The organism is Candidatus Leptofilum sp. (assembly GCF_965223525.1).
Taxonomy (GTDB): domain Bacteria; phylum Chloroflexota; class Anaerolineae; order Promineifilales; family Promineifilaceae; genus Leptofilum.
This window is the reverse complement of record NZ_CBDCWX010000004.1, coordinates 268,605-286,442: the sequence shown is the minus strand read 5'-3', so window position 1 is coordinate 286,442 and position 17,838 is coordinate 268,605. Positions and strand designations below refer to the sequence as shown.

General features: G+C 51.8%; 19 protein-coding genes and 1 pseudogene. 14 read left to right on the top strand and 6 right to left on the bottom strand.

Annotation, left to right across the window (positions count from 1 at the left end; translation table 11 throughout):
- Positions 1–2: 2 nt before the first annotated feature.
- The 9 genes and pseudogenes from ACOQPM_RS01415 to ACOQPM_RS01375 all read left to right on the top strand — a co-directional run.
- Positions 3–704 (top strand): class I SAM-dependent methyltransferase, encoded by a 702-nt coding sequence (locus ACOQPM_RS01415; RefSeq protein ID WP_420627438.1) that lies wholly within the window; start codon positions 3–5, stop codon positions 702–704.
- A gap of 23 nt (positions 705–727) precedes the next feature.
- On the top strand, positions 728–1,396 hold the full coding sequence (lspA, locus tag ACOQPM_RS01410; RefSeq protein ID WP_420627437.1) for a signal peptidase II: 669 nt from the start codon (positions 728–730) through the stop codon (positions 1,394–1,396).
- Positions 1,389–2,312, top strand: a complete 924-nt coding sequence (locus tag ACOQPM_RS01405) for an RluA family pseudouridine synthase (protein ID WP_420627436.1) — start codon at positions 1,389–1,391, stop codon at positions 2,310–2,312. The genes lspA and ACOQPM_RS01405 overlap by 8 nt, the downstream gene beginning before the upstream one ends.
- Before the next feature lie 33 nt (positions 2,313–2,345).
- Positions 2,346–2,891, top strand: coding sequence for a hypothetical protein (locus ACOQPM_RS01400; RefSeq protein ID WP_420627435.1), 546 nt, complete (start codon positions 2,346–2,348; stop codon positions 2,889–2,891).
- Positions 2,892–2,985: 94 nt separating this feature from the next.
- On the top strand, positions 2,986–3,819 hold the full coding sequence (locus tag ACOQPM_RS01395) for an IS982 family transposase (RefSeq protein ID WP_420627395.1): 834 nt from the start codon (positions 2,986–2,988) through the stop codon (positions 3,817–3,819).
- Positions 3,820–3,843: 24 nt separating this feature from the next.
- Entirely contained in the window at positions 3,844–4,155 is a 312-nt protein-coding gene (locus ACOQPM_RS01390; protein ID WP_420627434.1) for a hypothetical protein, read from the top strand.
- 232 nt (positions 4,156–4,387) lie between these two features.
- Positions 4,388–5,566, top strand: coding sequence for a MalY/PatB family protein (locus ACOQPM_RS01385; RefSeq protein ID WP_420627433.1), 1,179 nt, complete (start codon positions 4,388–4,390; stop codon positions 5,564–5,566).
- A gap of 189 nt (positions 5,567–5,755) precedes the next feature.
- Positions 5,756–5,905, top strand: a complete 150-nt coding sequence (locus tag ACOQPM_RS01380; protein WP_420627432.1) for a hypothetical protein — start codon at positions 5,756–5,758, stop codon at positions 5,903–5,905.
- A 30-nt stretch (positions 5,906–5,935) separates the two neighbouring features.
- Positions 5,936–6,457, top strand: a pseudogene (locus tag ACOQPM_RS01375) (class I SAM-dependent methyltransferase); the annotation flags it as partial.
- Positions 6,458–6,621: 164 nt separating this feature from the next.
- Here ACOQPM_RS01375 and ACOQPM_RS01370 read toward each other — a convergent pair.
- Together ACOQPM_RS01370 and ACOQPM_RS01365 are read right to left on the bottom strand one after the other, a co-directional pair.
- Positions 6,622–9,933, bottom strand: coding sequence for an ATP-binding protein (locus ACOQPM_RS01370; RefSeq protein WP_420627431.1), 3,312 nt, complete (start codon positions 9,931–9,933; stop codon positions 6,622–6,624).
- Positions 9,934–10,284: 351 nt separating this feature from the next.
- The gene (locus ACOQPM_RS01365; protein WP_420627430.1) at positions 10,285–10,800 is read right to left on the bottom strand and encodes a hypothetical protein; all 516 of its coding nucleotides are present in this window, start codon (positions 10,798–10,800) and stop codon (positions 10,285–10,287) included.
- Between the two features lie 138 nt (positions 10,801–10,938).
- On the opposite strand from ACOQPM_RS01365, the gene ACOQPM_RS01360 reads away from it, so the two are divergent.
- From ACOQPM_RS01360 to ACOQPM_RS01340, 5 genes are all read left to right on the top strand, one after another.
- Positions 10,939–12,036 (top strand): M42 family peptidase, encoded by a 1,098-nt coding sequence (locus ACOQPM_RS01360; protein WP_420627429.1) that lies wholly within the window; start codon positions 10,939–10,941, stop codon positions 12,034–12,036.
- 53 nt (positions 12,037–12,089) lie between these two features.
- Positions 12,090–13,127, top strand: a complete 1,038-nt coding sequence (locus ACOQPM_RS01355; RefSeq protein WP_420627428.1) for a M42 family metallopeptidase — start codon at positions 12,090–12,092, stop codon at positions 13,125–13,127.
- Between the two features lie 73 nt (positions 13,128–13,200).
- Positions 13,201–14,193, top strand: coding sequence for a M42 family metallopeptidase (locus tag ACOQPM_RS01350; RefSeq protein WP_420627427.1), 993 nt, complete (start codon positions 13,201–13,203; stop codon positions 14,191–14,193).
- A gap of 150 nt (positions 14,194–14,343) precedes the next feature.
- Entirely contained in the window at positions 14,344–14,664 is a 321-nt protein-coding gene (locus tag ACOQPM_RS01345) for a hypothetical protein (protein ID WP_420627426.1), read from the top strand.
- A 23-nt stretch (positions 14,665–14,687) separates the two neighbouring features.
- Complete coding sequence (locus ACOQPM_RS01340; RefSeq protein WP_420627425.1) at positions 14,688–15,182, top strand: YdcF family protein; 495 nt, start codon at positions 14,688–14,690, stop codon at positions 15,180–15,182.
- Between the two features lie 5 nt (positions 15,183–15,187).
- Here ACOQPM_RS01340 and ACOQPM_RS01335 read toward each other — a convergent pair whose 3' ends face one another.
- The 4 genes from ACOQPM_RS01335 to ACOQPM_RS01320 form a co-directional block, all read right to left on the bottom strand.
- Positions 15,188–15,559: a hypothetical protein gene (locus ACOQPM_RS01335; protein ID WP_420627424.1), complete on the bottom strand. Its 372-nt coding sequence runs from the start codon at positions 15,557–15,559 to the stop codon at positions 15,188–15,190.
- Between the two features lie 56 nt (positions 15,560–15,615).
- On the bottom strand, positions 15,616–16,110 hold the full coding sequence (locus tag ACOQPM_RS01330; protein ID WP_420627423.1) for a DUF456 domain-containing protein: 495 nt from the start codon (positions 16,108–16,110) through the stop codon (positions 15,616–15,618).
- 67 nt (positions 16,111–16,177) lie between these two features.
- On the bottom strand, positions 16,178–17,404 hold the full coding sequence (locus ACOQPM_RS01325; protein WP_420627422.1) for a hypothetical protein: 1,227 nt from the start codon (positions 17,402–17,404) through the stop codon (positions 16,178–16,180).
- A gap of 136 nt (positions 17,405–17,540) precedes the next feature.
- On the bottom strand, positions 17,541–17,837 hold the full coding sequence (locus ACOQPM_RS01320) for a hypothetical protein (RefSeq protein WP_420627421.1): 297 nt from the start codon (positions 17,835–17,837) through the stop codon (positions 17,541–17,543).
- Position 17,838 lies beyond the last annotated feature (1 nt).

Sequence of the window (17,838 nt, the reverse complement as noted above, 5' to 3'; positions counted from 1 at the left end):
TGGTGCGATTTGGCTTTCGTTTGCTGTATCAAGAGATGGCCTGGACGTATGACGGGGTTAGTTGGCTCGTGTCGCTGGGCGAATGGCAGCGATGGCAAGCAGCGGCTTTGCCTTTTGTGCAAGGATCAAAAATCTTGGAGATCGGTCACGGGCCGGGGCATTTGCTTATTGCGCTGCAAAAAGGTGGCACCACCGTTTTTGGCGTTGATCTATCGCCACAGATGGGTCGGCAAGCCCAACGACGGTTGCAGAAACAGGAGCTTGCACCAAATTTAGTTCGTAGCAGGGTGCAAACGTTGCCATTTCAGCCAGGCTATTTTCACACCGTTCTTTCAACTTTTCCCACAGATTACATCGTTGATCCAGAGACGTTGGCTGCTGTGTACCGGGTGTTGGCGGGAAACGGCCGTCTCATCGTTGTACCAGAAGGGCATTTAACCGGGCGTGGGCTGCTGCACCGCTTCATTGATTGGCTGTTCCGCATTACGGGTCAGCGAGATGGCTCTTTTCAGGCAGATGAGGCACACAAATGGCCACATCCTGATCTGTGGGAACCGTTTCGCCAACGATTTTTGGTGGCTGGTTTTCAGGTTCAAATTGAAGAGGTGCATCTGAAGCGAAGCGCGGCCACAATTATTGTAGCCACAAAATATGTAAATGAGTTTGGGAAAGGTGAGAATATGGATACCAACTCGCAAACTTGATGGGAGGTTGGTAAAATGCGAGTATGAATGATCCTGAATTAACGTCAGCGGGTGAGACGGAAACGGAAACGGCCGTTCCCATCCCTGATCAACCAGAAAAACAACCACCTGCCACCTTTGGTGAGCGGCTCGTCTTGCTTATTATTGCCCTCACCGTTCTTGGCCTTGACCAGTACACCAAATATCTAGTGGAAAGCAATCTAGCCCTGTTTGAAGTGTATGCCCCAATCCCCAGCTTGGAATCTGTGTTTCGCATCTTCCACATTTATAACACTGGGGCGACGTTTGGCCTCTTCCCAGGCGGTGGTGACATTTTTCGTTATTTCGCCATTGTGGTGAGCTTAGGCATCATCTATTACAACTTCATTTTGCCCGGCAACCAGCGGCTGCTGCGCTTTGCGCTGGGGCTGCAAATGGGCGGCGCGTTGGGCAACATGATTGACCGCTTCCGCATCGGCCATGTCACCGACTTTATAGACATTGGCCCCTGGTACATCTTTAATATTGCTGATTTCGCAGTGGTGAGCGGTGCCGTCATTTTAGGCATCTTGGTGTGGCAAGAGTCGCGTGAACTCAAAGCACAAGAACAAGCCATGCAAGAAAAAGAGCCGCAAGACCCAAACTTATTTACTACGCCCCAGATAGAACCAACACCTTCCGTCCCAGCCCAGCCAGACCACAGCCATGAGTGAGACAACCCAAACCTTGCAGCTTGATGCGCCCGGCCAGCGGCTGGACAAGGTGTTGACTGAGCAGCTACCAGACCTGTCGCGCACCCAAATTCAGCGATTGCTGAAGGAGGGGCAAATTTTGGTAAACGGCCGTTCGGCCAAAGCCAATCTCAAGCTGGAAGGGGGGGAAGAAGTCACTATTACCCTGCCCGAACCGAAAGAAACCGAGCTGATCCCCGAAGATATTCCGCTGGACATTCAATATGAAGACGACGACATGTTGGTGGTGAACAAGCCAGCGGGCATGGTGGTACATCCCGCCGTGGGCCACGCCAGCGGCACGCTGGTCAACGCCGTGCTGTTCCATCGCCCAGACCTACCCGGCATTGGTGGCGAAAAGCGACCCGGCATTGTGCATCGGCTGGATAAAGAGACTTCTGGGCTCATTGCCATTGCCAAAAACGAAGGAGCGTTGCGCCATTTGCAGGCTCAGTTCAAAGCGCGCACCGTAGGCAAGCAATATTTGGCGCTGGTGGATGGGCAGGTGCAGCCCCCGTCTGCCCTGATTGACGCACCGATTGGCCGCGACCCGCGCCAGCGTAAAAAGATGGCCGTGATTCCATACGGCCGTTCCAGCCGCAGCCGCCCCGCCCAAACCCAGTACGATACCGTCACCGCCTACGACGATCACACGCTGCTACAATGCGAGTTATTCACCGGGCGCACCCACCAAATTCGCGTGCATCTGGCTTACATTGGCAATCCCATCGTGGGCGACAAAGTGTATGGCCGTCGCAAGCAAAGCATCCGGCTCAAGCGGCACTTTCTTCATGCGGCGGTGTTAAGGGTGAAACGGCCATCTGACGATGAAGAACTCACCCTCCACGCTGAACTCCCCCCCGAACTCGAAACCGTGCTGCAAAAGTTAGCTGAGTGACCCCTTGACTATAAAACTCAGGAGGAAAGTATTATGAATCAAGCCGAAAAAAAGCTCTTGAGTGATGTAAAGAGGTTAAAAGATAAGAGGAAATTCATAAAAATAGGTTCGCAAATTGGTGAATCCTTTTTTGAAATTGTGAAAGATGTAAATGGGCAACAAGTAACTGATGTAAGTCGCGCAATGCTTGGCTATTATCTTGACTTATTTCAAAAAGATGTTGAAGTAGGCATGGAAGCAACCAAGGTAATTATTAGTGGTTACAACGGTTATCCACATACAGATTTATTTGCACCATACTATGACTCAACCAGAAGTAGATTAGCATGGCTTGACGCAACAAAAAGACTTAACAAGAAAGATCATACCGTTCAAATTCTAATTTTTAATACCTATTTCAGATGGTATGTTGCAACCTATGAATTGTTTCGAAAAATGTTGATTTTTGCTTGTTACTGCATTTCTGAAAATAATGATAATTTGAATTTAAATTTGGAAAACTATTTGTTTGGAACTGCGGATCCTGCGAAAATGTTGTTAAATTCTGGAAATCCCAGTCGAAAAAAACTTATTGATTAACCTAAGTTGCTACCTTAACAGTCAAAAATGGTGAAGTCCATGAAAGCCAAGTAAAGTGGGTTTGAACCACCAAACCATTTTTACGAGGACAATCATGGACGAACAAATTGTAGCGATTTACACGCTGGTTAACGACCTTTTGCTTGGTTTAGGTCATCATGAAAACAGTCAATGCCGCATGAACGATTCCGAGGTCATCACCACAGCAATCGTGGCTGCTCTGTTTTTTAGCGGCAATTATGAACTTGCCCGTGCCTTCTTGCATCAAGGCGGCTACATACCAACCATGTTGAGCAAAAGTCGGTATTCACGTCGTCTGCATCGAGTGAGCCATTACATCGTGACCTTTATCGAGATGTTGGGCGCCCACTGGAAAGGGGTCAGTAGCGATTCGATTTACGTGATCGATACCTTTCCTATTGTGGTGTGTGACAATTGGCGCATTCGCCGCTGTCGTCTCTATCGAGAAGAGAAGTATCGCGGCAAGATTGCGAGCAAACGCCGCTACTTCTATGGACTCAAACTACATTTGATGGTCACCAGTCAGGGTCAACCAGTTGAGTTCTTCCTAACACCGGGTTCTGAAAGCGATGTGACTCACCTGCGCTCCTTTCAGTTTGACCTACCGACGGGTTCAGAAATCTATGCGGACAAAATCTACAATGATTACACCATGGAAGACTTAATCAATGAGACAAGACAGGTGAAACTATGTCCTGTACGCAAGAAAAACAGCAAACGGCCGTATCCACCGTGGCGCACTTATTGGATAAAACTGCATCGCAAGATTGTGGAGACGACAGGGTCATCCATTGCACGCAGGATGCCGAGGAGCATTCATGCAGTCACAGCCGCAGGCTTTGAGCTGAAAATCGCATTATTTGTTCTGGCTGAGAGTGTCAGCCATATTTTTAAGGTAGCAACTTGAGTTATTGATTACTATGATCCAATTGTGAGACATGCTATTGCTCATGCCAATGTAGTGATAATTCCAGATGGAATGCTCGTAATAAGGTCTTCCGACTTTGAGCAATCACAAATTGCTGAAAAAATTTATGGTAACCCTGATGAGTTTATCAAAGATGTGTCAGAAAATATTGAAATTATGTTTCAATCGATAAGGTTATTTTACACCCTGTTATTACAATACCTTCTTGCAAGGAATGCCGAACTATTTGAAGCGTATGTTGGGAATTATTTTACAGACAGAGTCCTGGTTGCCATGATTCAAGACATTCAAAAGAACATAACTCATTCTCCCTAACATCTTCTTTTATTGACCTGCTCCGGTGCGGTCTTCTGCGAACACAAAACCTCACCCGGCTGCTGCACGGCGTCCCCTCCGCGTAGCCTACTGTGCATTTTGAACGGTTGAATTTTAGAATAAGTTTGGTGGCAACGGCCGTTCGTTCATTCAGTTGACATAATATCGTAGATTTCGCCAATTTACCAGATTTAATCTTTTCAATCTGCGAAATTTTTGATAAAACCCCACCATGAATCCAACGAATTTTGATACCCTAATTGACCGCAACAAGTTCCCCACGATGAAGTGGAGTGAATCATTTTTAGAGGAGCATTTTGGCAACCCAAACGCCATTCCCATGTCCGTAGCCGACATGGATTTTCAGTCGCCGCCAGCGGTGATTGAACAGTTAAAAAAGCGAGCAGAGCATGGCGTTTACGGGTATGAATTTCGTCCAGAAAGATTCTTCACGGCGCTGGAAAATTGGTACCAATCTCGGCATAGTTGGGGCATCAACCGAGAGCATTTAGAACAATGCCCTTCTATCATGAACGCCATCTCCATTTTGCTTGACCAGCATTCAAATGAAGGTGATGGTGTGATTTTGCAATCTCCCGTCTTCTTTGAGTTTCGCATGGTGATCAATAGCAGCGGCCGTCGCATTGCAAAAAATCCGCTGAAGCTGGTAGACGGCCGTTACCACATAGACTTCGACGATTTAGCGCAGAAAGCGGCCGTTCCCAAAAACAAAATCCTAATCCTGTGCAACCCGCACAACCCCGTTGGCCGTGTCTGGACGCGAGAGGAGCTAGAAAAAGTTGCCGCCATTTGCGCCGAACATAACGTTTTTGTTATCTCCGACGAGATTCACGGCGATTTTGCCTTTCCGCCCCACAAGTACACACCGTACCTCACTGTTTCAGAAACGGCCGTCCAAAATGGCTCAGCCTGCCTCTCACCCGCCAAAACCTTCAACATTTCTGGCATGGTGGATGCCTTTGCCGTCCTTCCCAACGATGATTACCGTCAGCAGTTTCACACCTTCGCCCACCGTTACCAAATCAACAAGACGAATGTGTTTACCAATTCGGCCGTTACCACCGCCTTTCAAGAGGGCGCCGCCTGGCTAGACGATCTGCTCGTCTACCTCCAGGGCAATGTAACCCTCATCCGCGAATTTTTGCAGGCAAACCAAATGAAAGTGTCACTCATCGAACCGGAAGGCACCTTTTTGATCTGGCTCGATTTTAGAGATCTCGGATTAGATGTGAAGGTGTTGGAAAAGAAATTGTCACAGGAAGCAGGTGTCGCGCTAAGTCCAGGCTATTGGTATGGTCGTGAGGGAGCCGGTTTTGCCCGCATGACCATCGGCTGCCCCCGCCAGACCGTGCAGCAAGCCCTCGAAAAAATGCTCGTGACCTTAAAATAATTTTTTGCCACAGAGAACACAAAGAAGAAAGAGGTATTGACCTTCTTTTTAAGTGCTGTTGCAAATTTCCAGTCGAATATAAATAAGTGGGGAGAGCTTTTTATGAAACTAGCAGATGATATTGCTAAAGCAAATCAAGCTTTGTGGGAGAATGAAGTCGCCAACAAAGGTGGCTACACGCGGCCCTAGTTGGATTTGGATCGGGAATTGCTGGATGATTGGCTAAACGGCCGTCTCCAAACCATCCCCTACCCTCTATACGAACTATACCCAACCAGCTTCATGCAAAACGTGGCGGGCAAAGATGTGCTTTGCCTGGCGGCGGGAGGTGGACAATAGTCGGCCGTTTTTGGGCTACTTGGCGCGCGCGTCACCGTGGCCGATATAACACAAGGGCAGCTAGACGGAGACGAAACGGCCGCTTCCCACTACGGCTACCCCATCATCACCATCCAGGCAGATATGCGCGATCTCTCCGCCCTGCCCCGCCACGCCTACGACCTCGTTTTTCAGGCAGATTCGCTGGCCTACATTCCCGATGTGCGGCAAGTGTATGCCCAAGTGAGCCGGGTCTTGCGCTCCGGCGGACTGTATCGCTTCAAGCACAGTCAGCCCGCCATCCACCGCACCGCCTGGAACGGCACTGCTTACGAAATCACCACCCCCTACGCCGAAACCATCCAGCACCGTGCCGACGGCGGCATCGAGTTCCGCCATCGCATGGACGACATTTTCAATGGCCTGCTAGACAGCGGCTTCACCATCCAGCGCGTCTATGAATCCCCCTATGCCCAACAAACGGAACGCCTCAACCAAGCCACTCCCGGCAGTTGGGATCACGAAATGCGCTATGTCGCTGGCGGCTTCGTCATCATCGCCCAAAAAACCTGAATTTGTCATGCCTGCCTTCACAGGCATGACAGCGTAGCCACGGATTCTTTTCGCGTTTTTGAGGCGCGGAAAGATGTCGGTTCGGGAAACAAAAAGTGGCGGCCAAAGCCACCACCCAATTACCGTTTACCGAATACCGTACGCGAAGCGGTCGCGCAGCGACATTACTGACTGCCGATTACTGACTCCCGCCCAGACGGCCGATACCCATTCTGACCAATCGGCACGGACAGCGAAAACGTACACCCTTCCCCCTGCTGGCTAATGCACCAGGCGCGCCCGCCGTGCCGCTCGGCAATGGAGCGCACAATGGCCAGCCCCAACCCAGAGCCTTTCACCTTTTCCGTACCGCGCTGCTTCACTCGGTAAAACTTCTCAAAAAGGCGCATCTGATCCTGCTTGGGGATACCGGGGCCACTATCCTGCACACTTAGCACCAGTTCACCATTCTTTTGCTCAGCACGGAGCCACATGGAGCCACTATTGGGAGCATACTTAATGCCATTGCCCAACAAATTGGTAATTGCCTGCCGCAGCAGTGAGCCATCTCCCGTAACCGGTGGAATATCTTCCGGCACATCTACATGGAGCTTGATGCCAGCCAGATGGGCGTGCTGCCAATATTCCTGGGCTATATCTTCCAGCAGCGACTTTACCTCGATCCGCTCTTTAGCCAAATCAACCCCGGCCTCGATGCGACCCAAATCGAGCAAATCGTCCACTAACTGTGACATCTGGTCAATGCCAGCCAAAATTTTGTCCAGATATTCATGCTGCTTGGAGGATAGCTCATCCACCATTGGCACCATGGTTGCATAGCCGCGCATGTAGGTAAGCGGGCTGCGTAAATCGTGGCTCACGGTGGCTACGAAGTCAGACTTCATCTCGTCAATTTCTTTGAGATGGGTAATGTCGCGCAGCACAGCCACACGGCCAAATACCTGCCCCTCGTTGCTGATGATGGTGGAGGCGCTGGCGTAGTACGTCTTGCCATCGGCCATTGGCACTTCCAGGTTGCGGGTGTGCTCATCCTCACCCGTGAGAGCTTTTACCAACGGGGCTGGCTCAATCACTTTGGCAACGGGTCGGCCAGTGACCTTGCTGGCACTCAAATTGAAGATGCGCTCGGCAGCGCGGTTGATGAGCAAAATGCGTTCGGTTTGGTCGGTAACGATGACGGCATCGGTGGTGCTGGCAAGAACGGCGGCCAAGCGGCGACGACCGCCTTCGGCTGTGGCAAAGAGGCGGGCATTTTCTGCAAGTACGGCCGTCTGCGTAGCCAACGTCACCAGCAAATTGCGCTCAGAAATATCGTAGCTGTGCGCCTGCCGGTAACCTAACCAAAGAATGCCCTGAAAGCGATCGTGCGAGTAGAGGGGGATGGCCACCAGGGCAGGCACGGGCGGTTCGGTATCCTTGTCTAGCTCCAGCGCGGCACGAATCTGGTTGGGGGTTGCCAGCATCAGCTCCTGCATGTGCCGCAGGCGCGTCATGATAGCGCGATCCAACGATTTCATCGCCTCGGCGGCTGGCCCTTCGCCAAAGGCAAGTGGGTTCCCGCCGCTAGGGTTTAGCACCACGGCGCGTGCCCCTGCTGCTCCGGTACCACGCAAAGCTCCACGCAAAATAGCAGGAATGCCCTGATTTAGATCAATACTTGTAGACACGTCGTGGCTGGTGCCAAGCAGCAGCGAGAGGTCGTTAAGCTGCTTACGGGTGGCCCGCTGCATCTGAATGAATGCCTGGTTCAGTTCGCCAATTTCATCCTCGCGCTGCTCCAGATCGGTGGCGGTCCAACTGCCGCCTGCCGCCATCGTTTTGCTGGCAGCCACAATTTTGTTGATCGGCCGGGTGATGTCGCGCCCCAACAGGGCAACGTTGGTGTAGAAGAGTGCCGTGCCTAAAAGTAGCACCAGCAGCAGCGGCCAGCCCATCTGCAAGGCTTGACCTAGCACAATTTCGTAGGGAACGGCCGTTACCACCGTCCAGGCGGGGTCAGCAACTGTTTGTGTGTACACCAGAGCGCGGGTTTCGCTGCCCTGCAGCCAGCCCCGGAACGCCTGGCCCTCGTCCACGCCGGTGAACAGTAGCCGACGCAGGGCATCACTTTCAGCAGGCCAAGCGGCGCGACGGTATACATTTTCTGGATGGGCGATGATTTGCGCCTGCTCGTTCACCAAAAAGCCAGTGCCTTCGCCCATCGTGCCGCGCAGATCGGCCACCAGATCATCCAAACTGAAGTTGGCCAGCCGCCCAATGAGAACAGCCCCCGTGCCGCCATCCTCGGCGGAAACGGGCACTACCAAACTGAGCACTTGCTCCGACGTGGGCATGTTGGCTAGGGCCACATTTTTGGGAACGGGGGCAAAGGCTTGGGCAACGGCCGTTGCTTCATCATCAGACAGTTCTATGGTTGCTTCATCGTTGGGGAATACGGCCGTTACTTCCCCCCCATCATTTACTAGCAATAGTTGCTGGTATCTGGGATTGCGGGCAAACAGTTCAGCCAGGGCAGTGCGGGCAACGGCCGTATCATCACTGAGCAACGCCACCTGATCGGCCTCAAACAAAGTGAGTTGAGTATCCAGTTGGTTCACAAATTCCGGGATTTCATCGGCAACGAGCGTGGCGTTATGCACCATTTGCCGCACCACCAGGCGGGTGGAGACCGACACGGCCAAATTGTACACAACGGTAATGGAAAGCAAGATGAGCAGGGCAGCAAAGGTGAAAAAGTTTAGCTGGAGCCGCTTCTGCAAACTGCGTCTGGCAGGTGAGGGAATAAGGGGATTGTACGGCCGTAAATCCGGCACATTGCGTAACACATAGGCAACCACACCCCCTGCCAGCAATCCTTCTAGCAAGCGAGGCCAAAAATTACCAGTTGCCACCACCAACGCCTGATCCAACGCGGAAAGTCCAGCAGCCGACACAGAGGCATAGGTGCCAATGCCGCTAAGAACGGTGAGCAGCAATCCGCCGAGCAGCCCGGCCACCCACGGCTGCCGCAACCAGTAAAAAAGCCGCCCAGAGTAATGTTGTTGTAGCAGATATGCCAGGAATACGGCCGTAAACGACCACCAATACACCGAAATTAGTTGATGAGTCTGCCCCAGCATCATGCCCAAACCAGTGAAAGCACCCACCAGCAGTGCCCCCGCTGGCCCCAACACCGCCCCTGCCAGCAGCGACGGTATGGCCGCTAGGAACATAGCGGCACTAGCTGGCAATTCAGCAACTGGTGGTGATAAAAATTCAAAACGCAGAGGGAGGAGCTGGCTGGTCACAAAGCCAGCAGCGCAAAGGACAATAGCCCAAATCCGTTGTTGGTAAGAAAAATAGCGCAGGTTAGAACGAAAACGGAAAATCAGGGTGACAAAAAGGACTGTGCAAAAAAGCAAAAGCAGGTAGCCTACCGCACGGTTCGGCAGGTTAAGCGAAACTTCCCTACTTACACCCCACAGAGTTGCTGGCATACAATTGTTCTCTTCACGCAGAGGGGTTCGCCCTCACAGTAGCTAACGGAACACTCCTCGTTGCTCACATTACAATCACATTTACTTTACCATAACGATACTTGAGGCTCATTATAACATGCGCCCATAGGCATCGCAATCCAGAGCACCAGCAGATTCTTAGCCGTTGGTCATACGGTTACGCTTCGCACCCCAACCCTCTCTCAGCGGAAGAGAAAGCGATTCCCCACCTTTTGGGAGGGAGTCAGAATGCTTGTCATTTATTTCGTTGTCATCTATCATCCCGCCAATGAATTCGCGTCGTCGCACATACTTCATTTTGATTGGTGTCATTGCCTTAACCATTCCCTGCTACATTGTGGGTGTGATCTTACTTGTTGTTGCGCCAGACGCGCCTGTTTCTGAGCTACCACCCACGCTGCCGGTGGTTATTTCACCCACACCTAGCAACACGGCCGTTGCCACTGAAGCAGCGCCACCAGACGCATTAACGGCCGTTCCCACCAGCACCGATTCGCCCCCCACTGCCACCCTGCCACCCACGCCGGGCCAGTTCCAAACACCTGTCATTGTGCCAACCGCTACCGACACAGCCACCGCCACGGCCACCAGAACCAGCACGGCTACAGCTACCAGCACCGCTACTGCCTCTGCCACAGTGACGAGTACGGCCGTTGTCACCAGCACCGCCACAGTGACCCCTACACCAACCTTGGCAACCTCAACAGCTACTAGCACCAGTACACCGACGGCCTCGGCAACAAGCAATGCGACACCAGCCAACACCGCCACAGCTACAATGGCAGCCCCTACCGCCTCGGCCACAAGCGTAGCGACCAATACACCCTTACCAACGGCGGCAAACACAAATACACCCGTGCCATCTGCAACACCTGAACCGTGATGACATTTTCAATCGGAGACTTTTGAAGTTTTCGACTTCAATTGCAAATTCCTAAAGGTGGAAATTTCAAAAGTCTGACGCTTGCAATAAAAAGAGAGCTTATGGACACATTCAAACTGATACAAACCCTAACCAAAACCCCCGGCCCGTCTGGCAACGAACAAGCGATTGCCAACGCGGTTCGGGAGTGGTGGGAACCGTATGCCGATCGCTTCATAAGCGACCACGTTGGTAACTTGATGGCCATCAAGGAGGGCCGTGGCGATACGCCTCGGCGCAGGCGCACCATTTTGCTGGCTGCCCACATGGACGAGATCGCCTTGATGGTACACCAAATTGTTGAGCACAACGGCAATGGCTTCTTGCGCGTCACCAACGTCGGCGGCGTGGATATTCGCCACTTGTATGGGCAGCTCGTGATGGTACATGGGCAAAACAAAAATTTCCCTGGCGTCATTGGCAGTTTGCCAGGGGCGATGCTGCCGCCAGACAAGCGCAATAAACCATTTGGCTATGAAGAACTGGCTGTGGACGTGGGGCTTTCCCTGTCCGAAGTTAAAGCTGAAATTTCTGTAGGAGATTTTGTGAGCTTCCGCCAGCCGCTGCGTAAATTGCTAAACGGCCGTATCGCTGGCAAAGCATTAGACAACCGAGCCTCCGTTGCCGCCGTCACCATCTGCCTGGAATATTTGAGCCAACGCAAACACAGTTGGGATGTGGTAGCCGTGGCCACCGTGCAGGAAGAGACGCGCCTGCTGGGCGCCTTCACCAGTGCCCACTCGCAGGAGCCAGACGCGGCCATTGCCATTGACGTGACCTTTGGCAAAGGCCCCGGTGCCAGCGATACTGGCACCTTTGAACTAGGCAGCGGCCCGTCCCTTGATTTAGGGCCAAACGTCCACACCGGCATGTACAAGGCACTCAAGAAAACGGCCGAATCATTAGAAATGTCCGTTAGCACAGGTACGCACAGCCGCGCCAGCGGCACCGACGCCTTCGGCGTGCAGGTCGCCCGCAGCGGCATCCCCACCGGCCTCATCTCCATCCCTCTACGCTACATGCACACCATGGTGGAATCTGTGGCATTAAAAGATGTGGAGCGATGCGGCCGTTTAATGGGCGAATTCATTGCTCAACTGGACGGTGACTTTTTGGACGATTTGGCTGCGGGGATGATGGAAGAGGACAGTAATCAGTAAACAGTAACCGGTAATCAGTGACCTTTACTGATAACCAACCACGGATAACCGAAATGAACGAACTACTTATGAATCTAACAGAAGCCGTCGGCGTGTCTGGCGAGGAGAAGGAAGTGCGGCTGCTCATTCGTGACCTCATCGCCGACCACGTAGACGAATGGCATGTAGATGCGATGGGCAACCTCATTGCCCTCAAAAAAGGCACGGGCGAAGTTGATTTGCGCGTGATGGTGGACGCCCACATGGACGAAGTTGGCCTCATCATCACCGATTACGACAGCAACGGCACGCTGAAATTCAGCGGCGTGGGCGGCTTCGACAACCGCGCCCTGCTGGGCAAAGTGGTGCAGGTTGGCCCCAAAAAGCTGACGGGCGTCATCGGTGCCCGCCCCATCCATCTGCTTAACGCCAGCCAGCGCAACAGCGTTACCAAAATGGATGCCATGCGAATTGATATTGGTGCCAAAAACAAGGACGCGGCCAAAGGCAAGGTCAGCATCGGTGATCGCGCTGCCTTCGTGACTGAATACGAAGAGCTGGGGCCAACCGCCATCGGCAAATCGTTTGACAACCGTGCTGGCTGTGCTGCGTTAATTGAACTTTTGCGGGAACGGCCGTATCCCTTCGACCTCATCGCCACCTTCACCGTGCAGGAAGAGGTGGGCTTACGCGGTGCCAGAACCGCCGCTTACGGTGCCAAACCGGATGTCGCTCTCATTTTGGAATGCACCCCCGCTTATGACCTGCCCAACAAAAATGATGTAAGTCCCAATGTGGCGTTGGGCCAGGGGCCATCCATCTACGTGATGGACAGTGGCACCGTACAAGACCCTCGCCTGGTCAGCCTCATTACCCAAACGGCCGCAGACAACGACATCCCCTTCCAGATTCGTCGTCCGGGGGGTGGCGGTACGAATACGGCAATTATTCAGCGCGTGCGTGGGGCCATTCCGGCCGCCACCATCGCTACGCCCGGCCGCTACGCTCACACGCCCGCCATGATGATTAACCTGGATGATTATGCGAATGTGGTGAAATTGGCCAAAGCAACGTTGTTGAATTTAACAGAAGATATTGTGAAGCGGAATTAGTAAACGATAATTAAGTAATTGAGTAATTACTTAATTATCGTTTAGACACTCACTCCCAATTATCGAGGAAAAGATGAACGATTTAATCAAAAAATTAGTTGAAGCTTACGGCCCTTCGGGCTTTGAAGACCAAATGCGGGACCTCATTCGACCCGAAATCGAAAAATTTGCCGATGATATTTCGGTGGATGCGATGGGCAACCTCATTGCCCACAAAAAAGGAACCAGAGATGGCCTCAAAGTGATGGTTGCCGCCCACATGGATGAAATCGGGCTGATGATTTCGCACATTACCGACGACGGCTTTTGCCGCTTCACCAACATTGGCGGCATTTACCCGCATACGCTGTTGGGCAGCCGGGTACAGTTTGGGGACGGCCGTATCGGCATCATCGCCAGCGACCGCATCACAGACCGCGGCAAGGTACACGGGCTAGAAAAGCATTACATTGATGTAGGTGCCACCAGCAAGGAAGATTGTCCGGTAAAGGTGGGGGATGCGGTGGGATTTGTGCGTGAGTTTATGGTTCAAGACAAACATCTCAGCGCCAAAAGCATGGATGACCGCATCGGCTGCGTTGTCGCCATCGAAGCGATGAAGCGGCTCAAGAAAACACCCCACGACGTCTATTTTGTGTTCAGCGTGCAGGAAGAAGTCGGCACGCGCGGCGCACAAGCTGCCGCCAACATGCTCGACCCCGATGTGGGCATTGCTCTGGACGTGACCCTGGCTGGCGACACGCCAGAACCAACCCCCATCGCCATTGATTTGGGCAAAGGCACGGCCATCAAGGTGAAAGACAGCGGCATGATTGCCCACACCGGGCTGGTGCGCCTGATGAAGCAGCGCGCCGAAGAAGCTGAAATTCCTTACCAGCTAGAGGTGCTCACCGGCGGTTCTACGGATGCCCGCTCCATCCAAATTGCCAACGGCGGCGCGGCGGCTGGCTGCATCTCCATCCCCTGCCGCTACGTCCACACCCAAAGCGAAACTGTCCACGCCGACGATGTAGAAAACTCCGTCAAGCTCCTTGTCGAAATCCTAAGCAAGCCTATCAAACTATAAATTCTCCAGGTGACAGGCTCTTTAAAAGAGCCTGTCACCTTCGTGCCATTTCTTTAGCAAATCCCTAAAGCACTCTTCCAGAATTAGTACATGTGTGCTATTATTTGACCTGAGCAACTACCTTGAGCAAGCAAGTTCGGAGAAAATGCAATGAGTGAAGATGATGGTTTATTCTGGGATTTGGCAACACCCTTATTAAATGATGACAGTGTCACCAAAAGCACAATGATGGGCTTTCCGTGTCTGCGGGTGAATGGGGACTTTTTCGCCTCGGTGCATCATAAGACGGGGGATTTGATTGTGAAGCTGCCTGCTGAACGGGTTCTCGATTTGATTGAAACGGAAGTAGGGGAGCCTTTTGCGCCAAACGGCCGTCGCTTCAAAGAGTGGGTTTCCATCCCCAATCGGGATACTGACCTGTGGCAGCAGCTTATCTCTGCAGCACGCGCCTTTATCGAAAGCAAACAGTAATTGTAAATAGAGGAGACAGTTTTTTGAAAATTGTAGTGCTGCTGGGCAATGAAAATGATCGTGAAGGCAATCTGTCTCCTGTAGCTATTAGTCGGGCAGATACGGCCGTTCGCTTTCTAAATGAAAATGATGCGTGGGTTGTACTGCCAACTGGGGCCTTCGGTGCTCACTTTAACACAACAGAGATATCGCACGGACAATATTTGACGGCCTATTTATTGGCAAACGGCATCAGTGCCAACCAGATTCTGCCGCATACCAACAGTTCCAACACAGTGGAAGACGCTATCTGTGCCAAAAAGGTAGCAAATGAGGTAAAAGCCTCACAGATAATTGTGATCAGTTCTGAATTCCACATGCGTCGGGTTAAGTACATTTTTAGCCGGGTATTTCAGGGGACAAACATAGACTTTCTGCCTGCGCCAAACCAGGTTGACGAGGCAACGCTAGACAAACTGCAAAAGCACGAGGTGCAATCGCTGCAAAAGTTGCAAAAAGCGTGGGAGTCAGCGGAGTAGACTATTTATTGAATGGTTCCTGGGAAGAGGCGAACCCAAATCCAGGCGATGGTCATGGTGGGGATGGCTTGGGTGAGTGGAATCAATGTTTCAACAACAGAAACGCCCCGCAATGCTTTGAGACCCAATCTATCTAAAAGAATCCAAGCGATAGGCGCTGCTAAAAAGTCCAGTGCAAAATCGAGCAGATCGATCATGAGCACTACTAAAAATGGTGTGAGTAACAGCGTCTCGCCAAAGGTGGCGTTTGGGGGAATGTCAATGCGCTTCACCTGCCGCCACACAATTGCCAACAGCAGCAGCGCCAAAACAAGCGCCACACCCATGAGGGTGAGCAATGTAATGCCAAAGTTGCGTAAAAATTCTGCTAAATCCATACTGTTTTATATGAGTAATTGAGTAATTATGTCAATAACCTGCTTACCAATTACGTCTAGAATATCACCTGCCATAAGAAGATTGCAAAGATAAAAATGCCGCCGACAAACTGGATGACGGTGGCGACGCCCCAGCCAGCCAAACCGCCAAAACCTGCTTTTTTAGCCACTTCCCAATCACCGTGCTGCCAATATTCTCCTAGCAGCAGACCGCCAATGTAACCGGCAATGGTACCAACAATGGGGAGTAAGAAGGAGCCAACCACTGCGCCAACCGTGCCAATAAGCATAGATTTGACAGATGCCCCTCCTTTCTTGGTGCCAAACAGCGTCAGCCAAATATCTGAAGTACCGGTGACGAGAGTAATGAGGCTAATGATGATGAAAGACGTGGTGGAAACGGCCGTAAATCCATCCACCAGCGCATAGATAAAAACAATCACCCACATCAGCAGCACACCGGGGATAATCGGTATCAACGTACCAACCAGACTCAGAAGCAATAAAAAAATAACAACGCCTGTTGATAAGGCTCCAAAAAATTGAGTCACAACGCCTCCAAAATTTGCATTTTATATCGGTGACCTGTACGCAGGGGATGAAGAATCGTCGCAGAAGTTAGAGGGAACGATACGCCAGCAGAAAACGCTCGAAGACGCCAGAGAGATACGGCCGTAACTGCATAAATCCATGTAAAGGCGTGTCGGCAAACTCGCTAAGCGCCATGCGGTTTATCTTTTGCCAAGTGAACTTGTTGGGCATCTCTTCAAACCAGGTAGCAAAGTGGGGAAACCAGTTGGTAAGAACATACAGGCAGCGTGCCGCCGGAATCGCCTGGCGCAGGGCTCTTGTATTCACGCGGGAGCCTAATCGTTGCGATAGCGCCAGCATGTAGGTGTCAATCATTGTTTCTTCGTTTATGGGCCACAACGGCCGCGTTTTAAGCATTCCGCTTTCTGCATCTTCCAACAGGCTAAACTGCTCAATAAAGCACACCAGATCACAAATGCCTGGGCCAATAGCGGCCGTTTGCCAAGCAGCCAAACGCTGGTCATCAAACACGGTAACGCGCCAGTTAAAGTTATTGGGATCGCCATGAAGCAAGGTAGCTGGCAACTGGCGCAGCGGTTCCAGCAGTGGCACAGGGTCATCTAGCAAATCGGAAACAGCCGTTAAATGCGTTTCCCCCAAAATACCCGGCCAGCCGCCCAAGTCGCGCATCACCACCAGGCCATTCGCTGCCTGTAAAAAACGCGGTGCCAGTTGCCCAGACTGCGTTAACGCATGTTCAGACAAAATCGCGGCTGGCCCTTCCTCAAAATAAACCGCTTGCTCCACCGCCAATGTATCCCATTGATACGCTTTGCGATCCAACAGTAACGCGAAGCCAGCGTTTACAAGATCATCAACCTGATCGCTAAAGGCAGCATGTTGATATGCCATTTTCTCTATAATCCCGCTGACATCATCCACAGACCAGCGGCTAGGGAGAATATCGTCGGGCAGATCATCCAAAACAGCCCAGCCATCACTGCCCGGTTCTGGCTGATGCAAAAAGAAACATTGGGGTGCTAGCTTGGTAAGGCGCAGCGAAAACTGGCTGTAAAAAAGTGCCTCGGTGGCGCTAATGTGCCGCCCAATAAGCGTAATGGGGTCGGAGTGACCAGCTAGGGCAAGTAAGTAGCGGGTTGTGCGGCGGCTGTTCTTGTTTCTGGGGCGAATAGGATTGGCAGAAACGGCCGTTACTACCAGCTCTTTTGTTTCCATTTGCTCACGCAGCAAGGCTGTCCAGGCATTGGGATCGCGTTTTTGTAATTGGGTAGCCAGCAGCTTAGATTGTCTCATCGTGGTCACATTGTAAAAGCTAACCAACAGCCTGACAAGCGGCAAACCTGCTCACATACCCGTTTCTATTGACCTATTTACAAACTCGTCATCCGCAGCCAACGCAAGAAACTCAGCCCCGCTGCTGGTCACTGTCCTACCTCATTACTATGGGAAAATAAACCATATGTCCAGACCCCCCTGGAGGAGAAATAAGGTCATAAGCAGGAAGCAAAAAACCAATCGATCCCTTGTAGTTGGAGCCATCAATTATGCCAGTAACAGGCTGCCCAATAGCGGCCGTAACCGTGTAATTGGCAGAATCGGCCGTACCGCCGCTGGATATAACCGAGCGAGGCACACGATAATTTGTTGACGACTGTGCCACCACCATCCCCATAGAAAATAGCAGAAGCACCATAGCAAAGAGCAAAAGTTTACGCTGTATTTTCATG

Excerpts from the sequence above, each read along its gene's own strand:
- lspA (WP_420627437.1), top strand. The coding sequence starts at position 728 with ATGAATGATCCTGAATTAACGTCAGCGGGTGAGACGGAAACGGAAACG.
- ACOQPM_RS01405 (WP_420627436.1), top strand. The coding sequence starts at position 1,389 with ATGAGTGAGACAACCCAAACCTTGCAGCTTGATGCGCCCGGCCAGCGG.
- ACOQPM_RS01400 (WP_420627435.1), top strand. The coding sequence starts at position 2,346 with ATGAATCAAGCCGAAAAAAAGCTCTTGAGTGATGTAAAGAGGTTAAAA.
- ACOQPM_RS01395 (WP_420627395.1), top strand. The coding sequence starts at position 2,986 with ATGGACGAACAAATTGTAGCGATTTACACGCTGGTTAACGACCTTTTG.
- ACOQPM_RS01385 (WP_420627433.1), top strand. The coding sequence starts at position 4,388 with ATGAATCCAACGAATTTTGATACCCTAATTGACCGCAACAAGTTCCCC.
- ACOQPM_RS01370 (WP_420627431.1), bottom strand. The coding sequence starts at position 9,933 with ATGCCAGCAACTCTGTGGGGTGTAAGTAGGGAAGTTTCGCTTAACCTG.
- ACOQPM_RS01360 (WP_420627429.1), top strand. The coding sequence starts at position 10,939 with ATGGACACATTCAAACTGATACAAACCCTAACCAAAACCCCCGGCCCG.
- ACOQPM_RS01355 (WP_420627428.1), top strand. The coding sequence starts at position 12,090 with ATGAACGAACTACTTATGAATCTAACAGAAGCCGTCGGCGTGTCTGGC.
- ACOQPM_RS01350 (WP_420627427.1), top strand. The coding sequence starts at position 13,201 with ATGAACGATTTAATCAAAAAATTAGTTGAAGCTTACGGCCCTTCGGGC.
- ACOQPM_RS01345 (WP_420627426.1), top strand. The coding sequence starts at position 14,344 with ATGAGTGAAGATGATGGTTTATTCTGGGATTTGGCAACACCCTTATTA.
- ACOQPM_RS01335 (WP_420627424.1), bottom strand. The coding sequence starts at position 15,559 with ATGGATTTAGCAGAATTTTTACGCAACTTTGGCATTACATTGCTCACC.
- ACOQPM_RS01325 (WP_420627422.1), bottom strand. The coding sequence starts at position 17,404 with ATGAGACAATCTAAGCTGCTGGCTACCCAATTACAAAAACGCGATCCC.
- ACOQPM_RS01320 (WP_420627421.1), bottom strand. The coding sequence starts at position 17,837 with ATGAAAATACAGCGTAAACTTTTGCTCTTTGCTATGGTGCTTCTGCTA.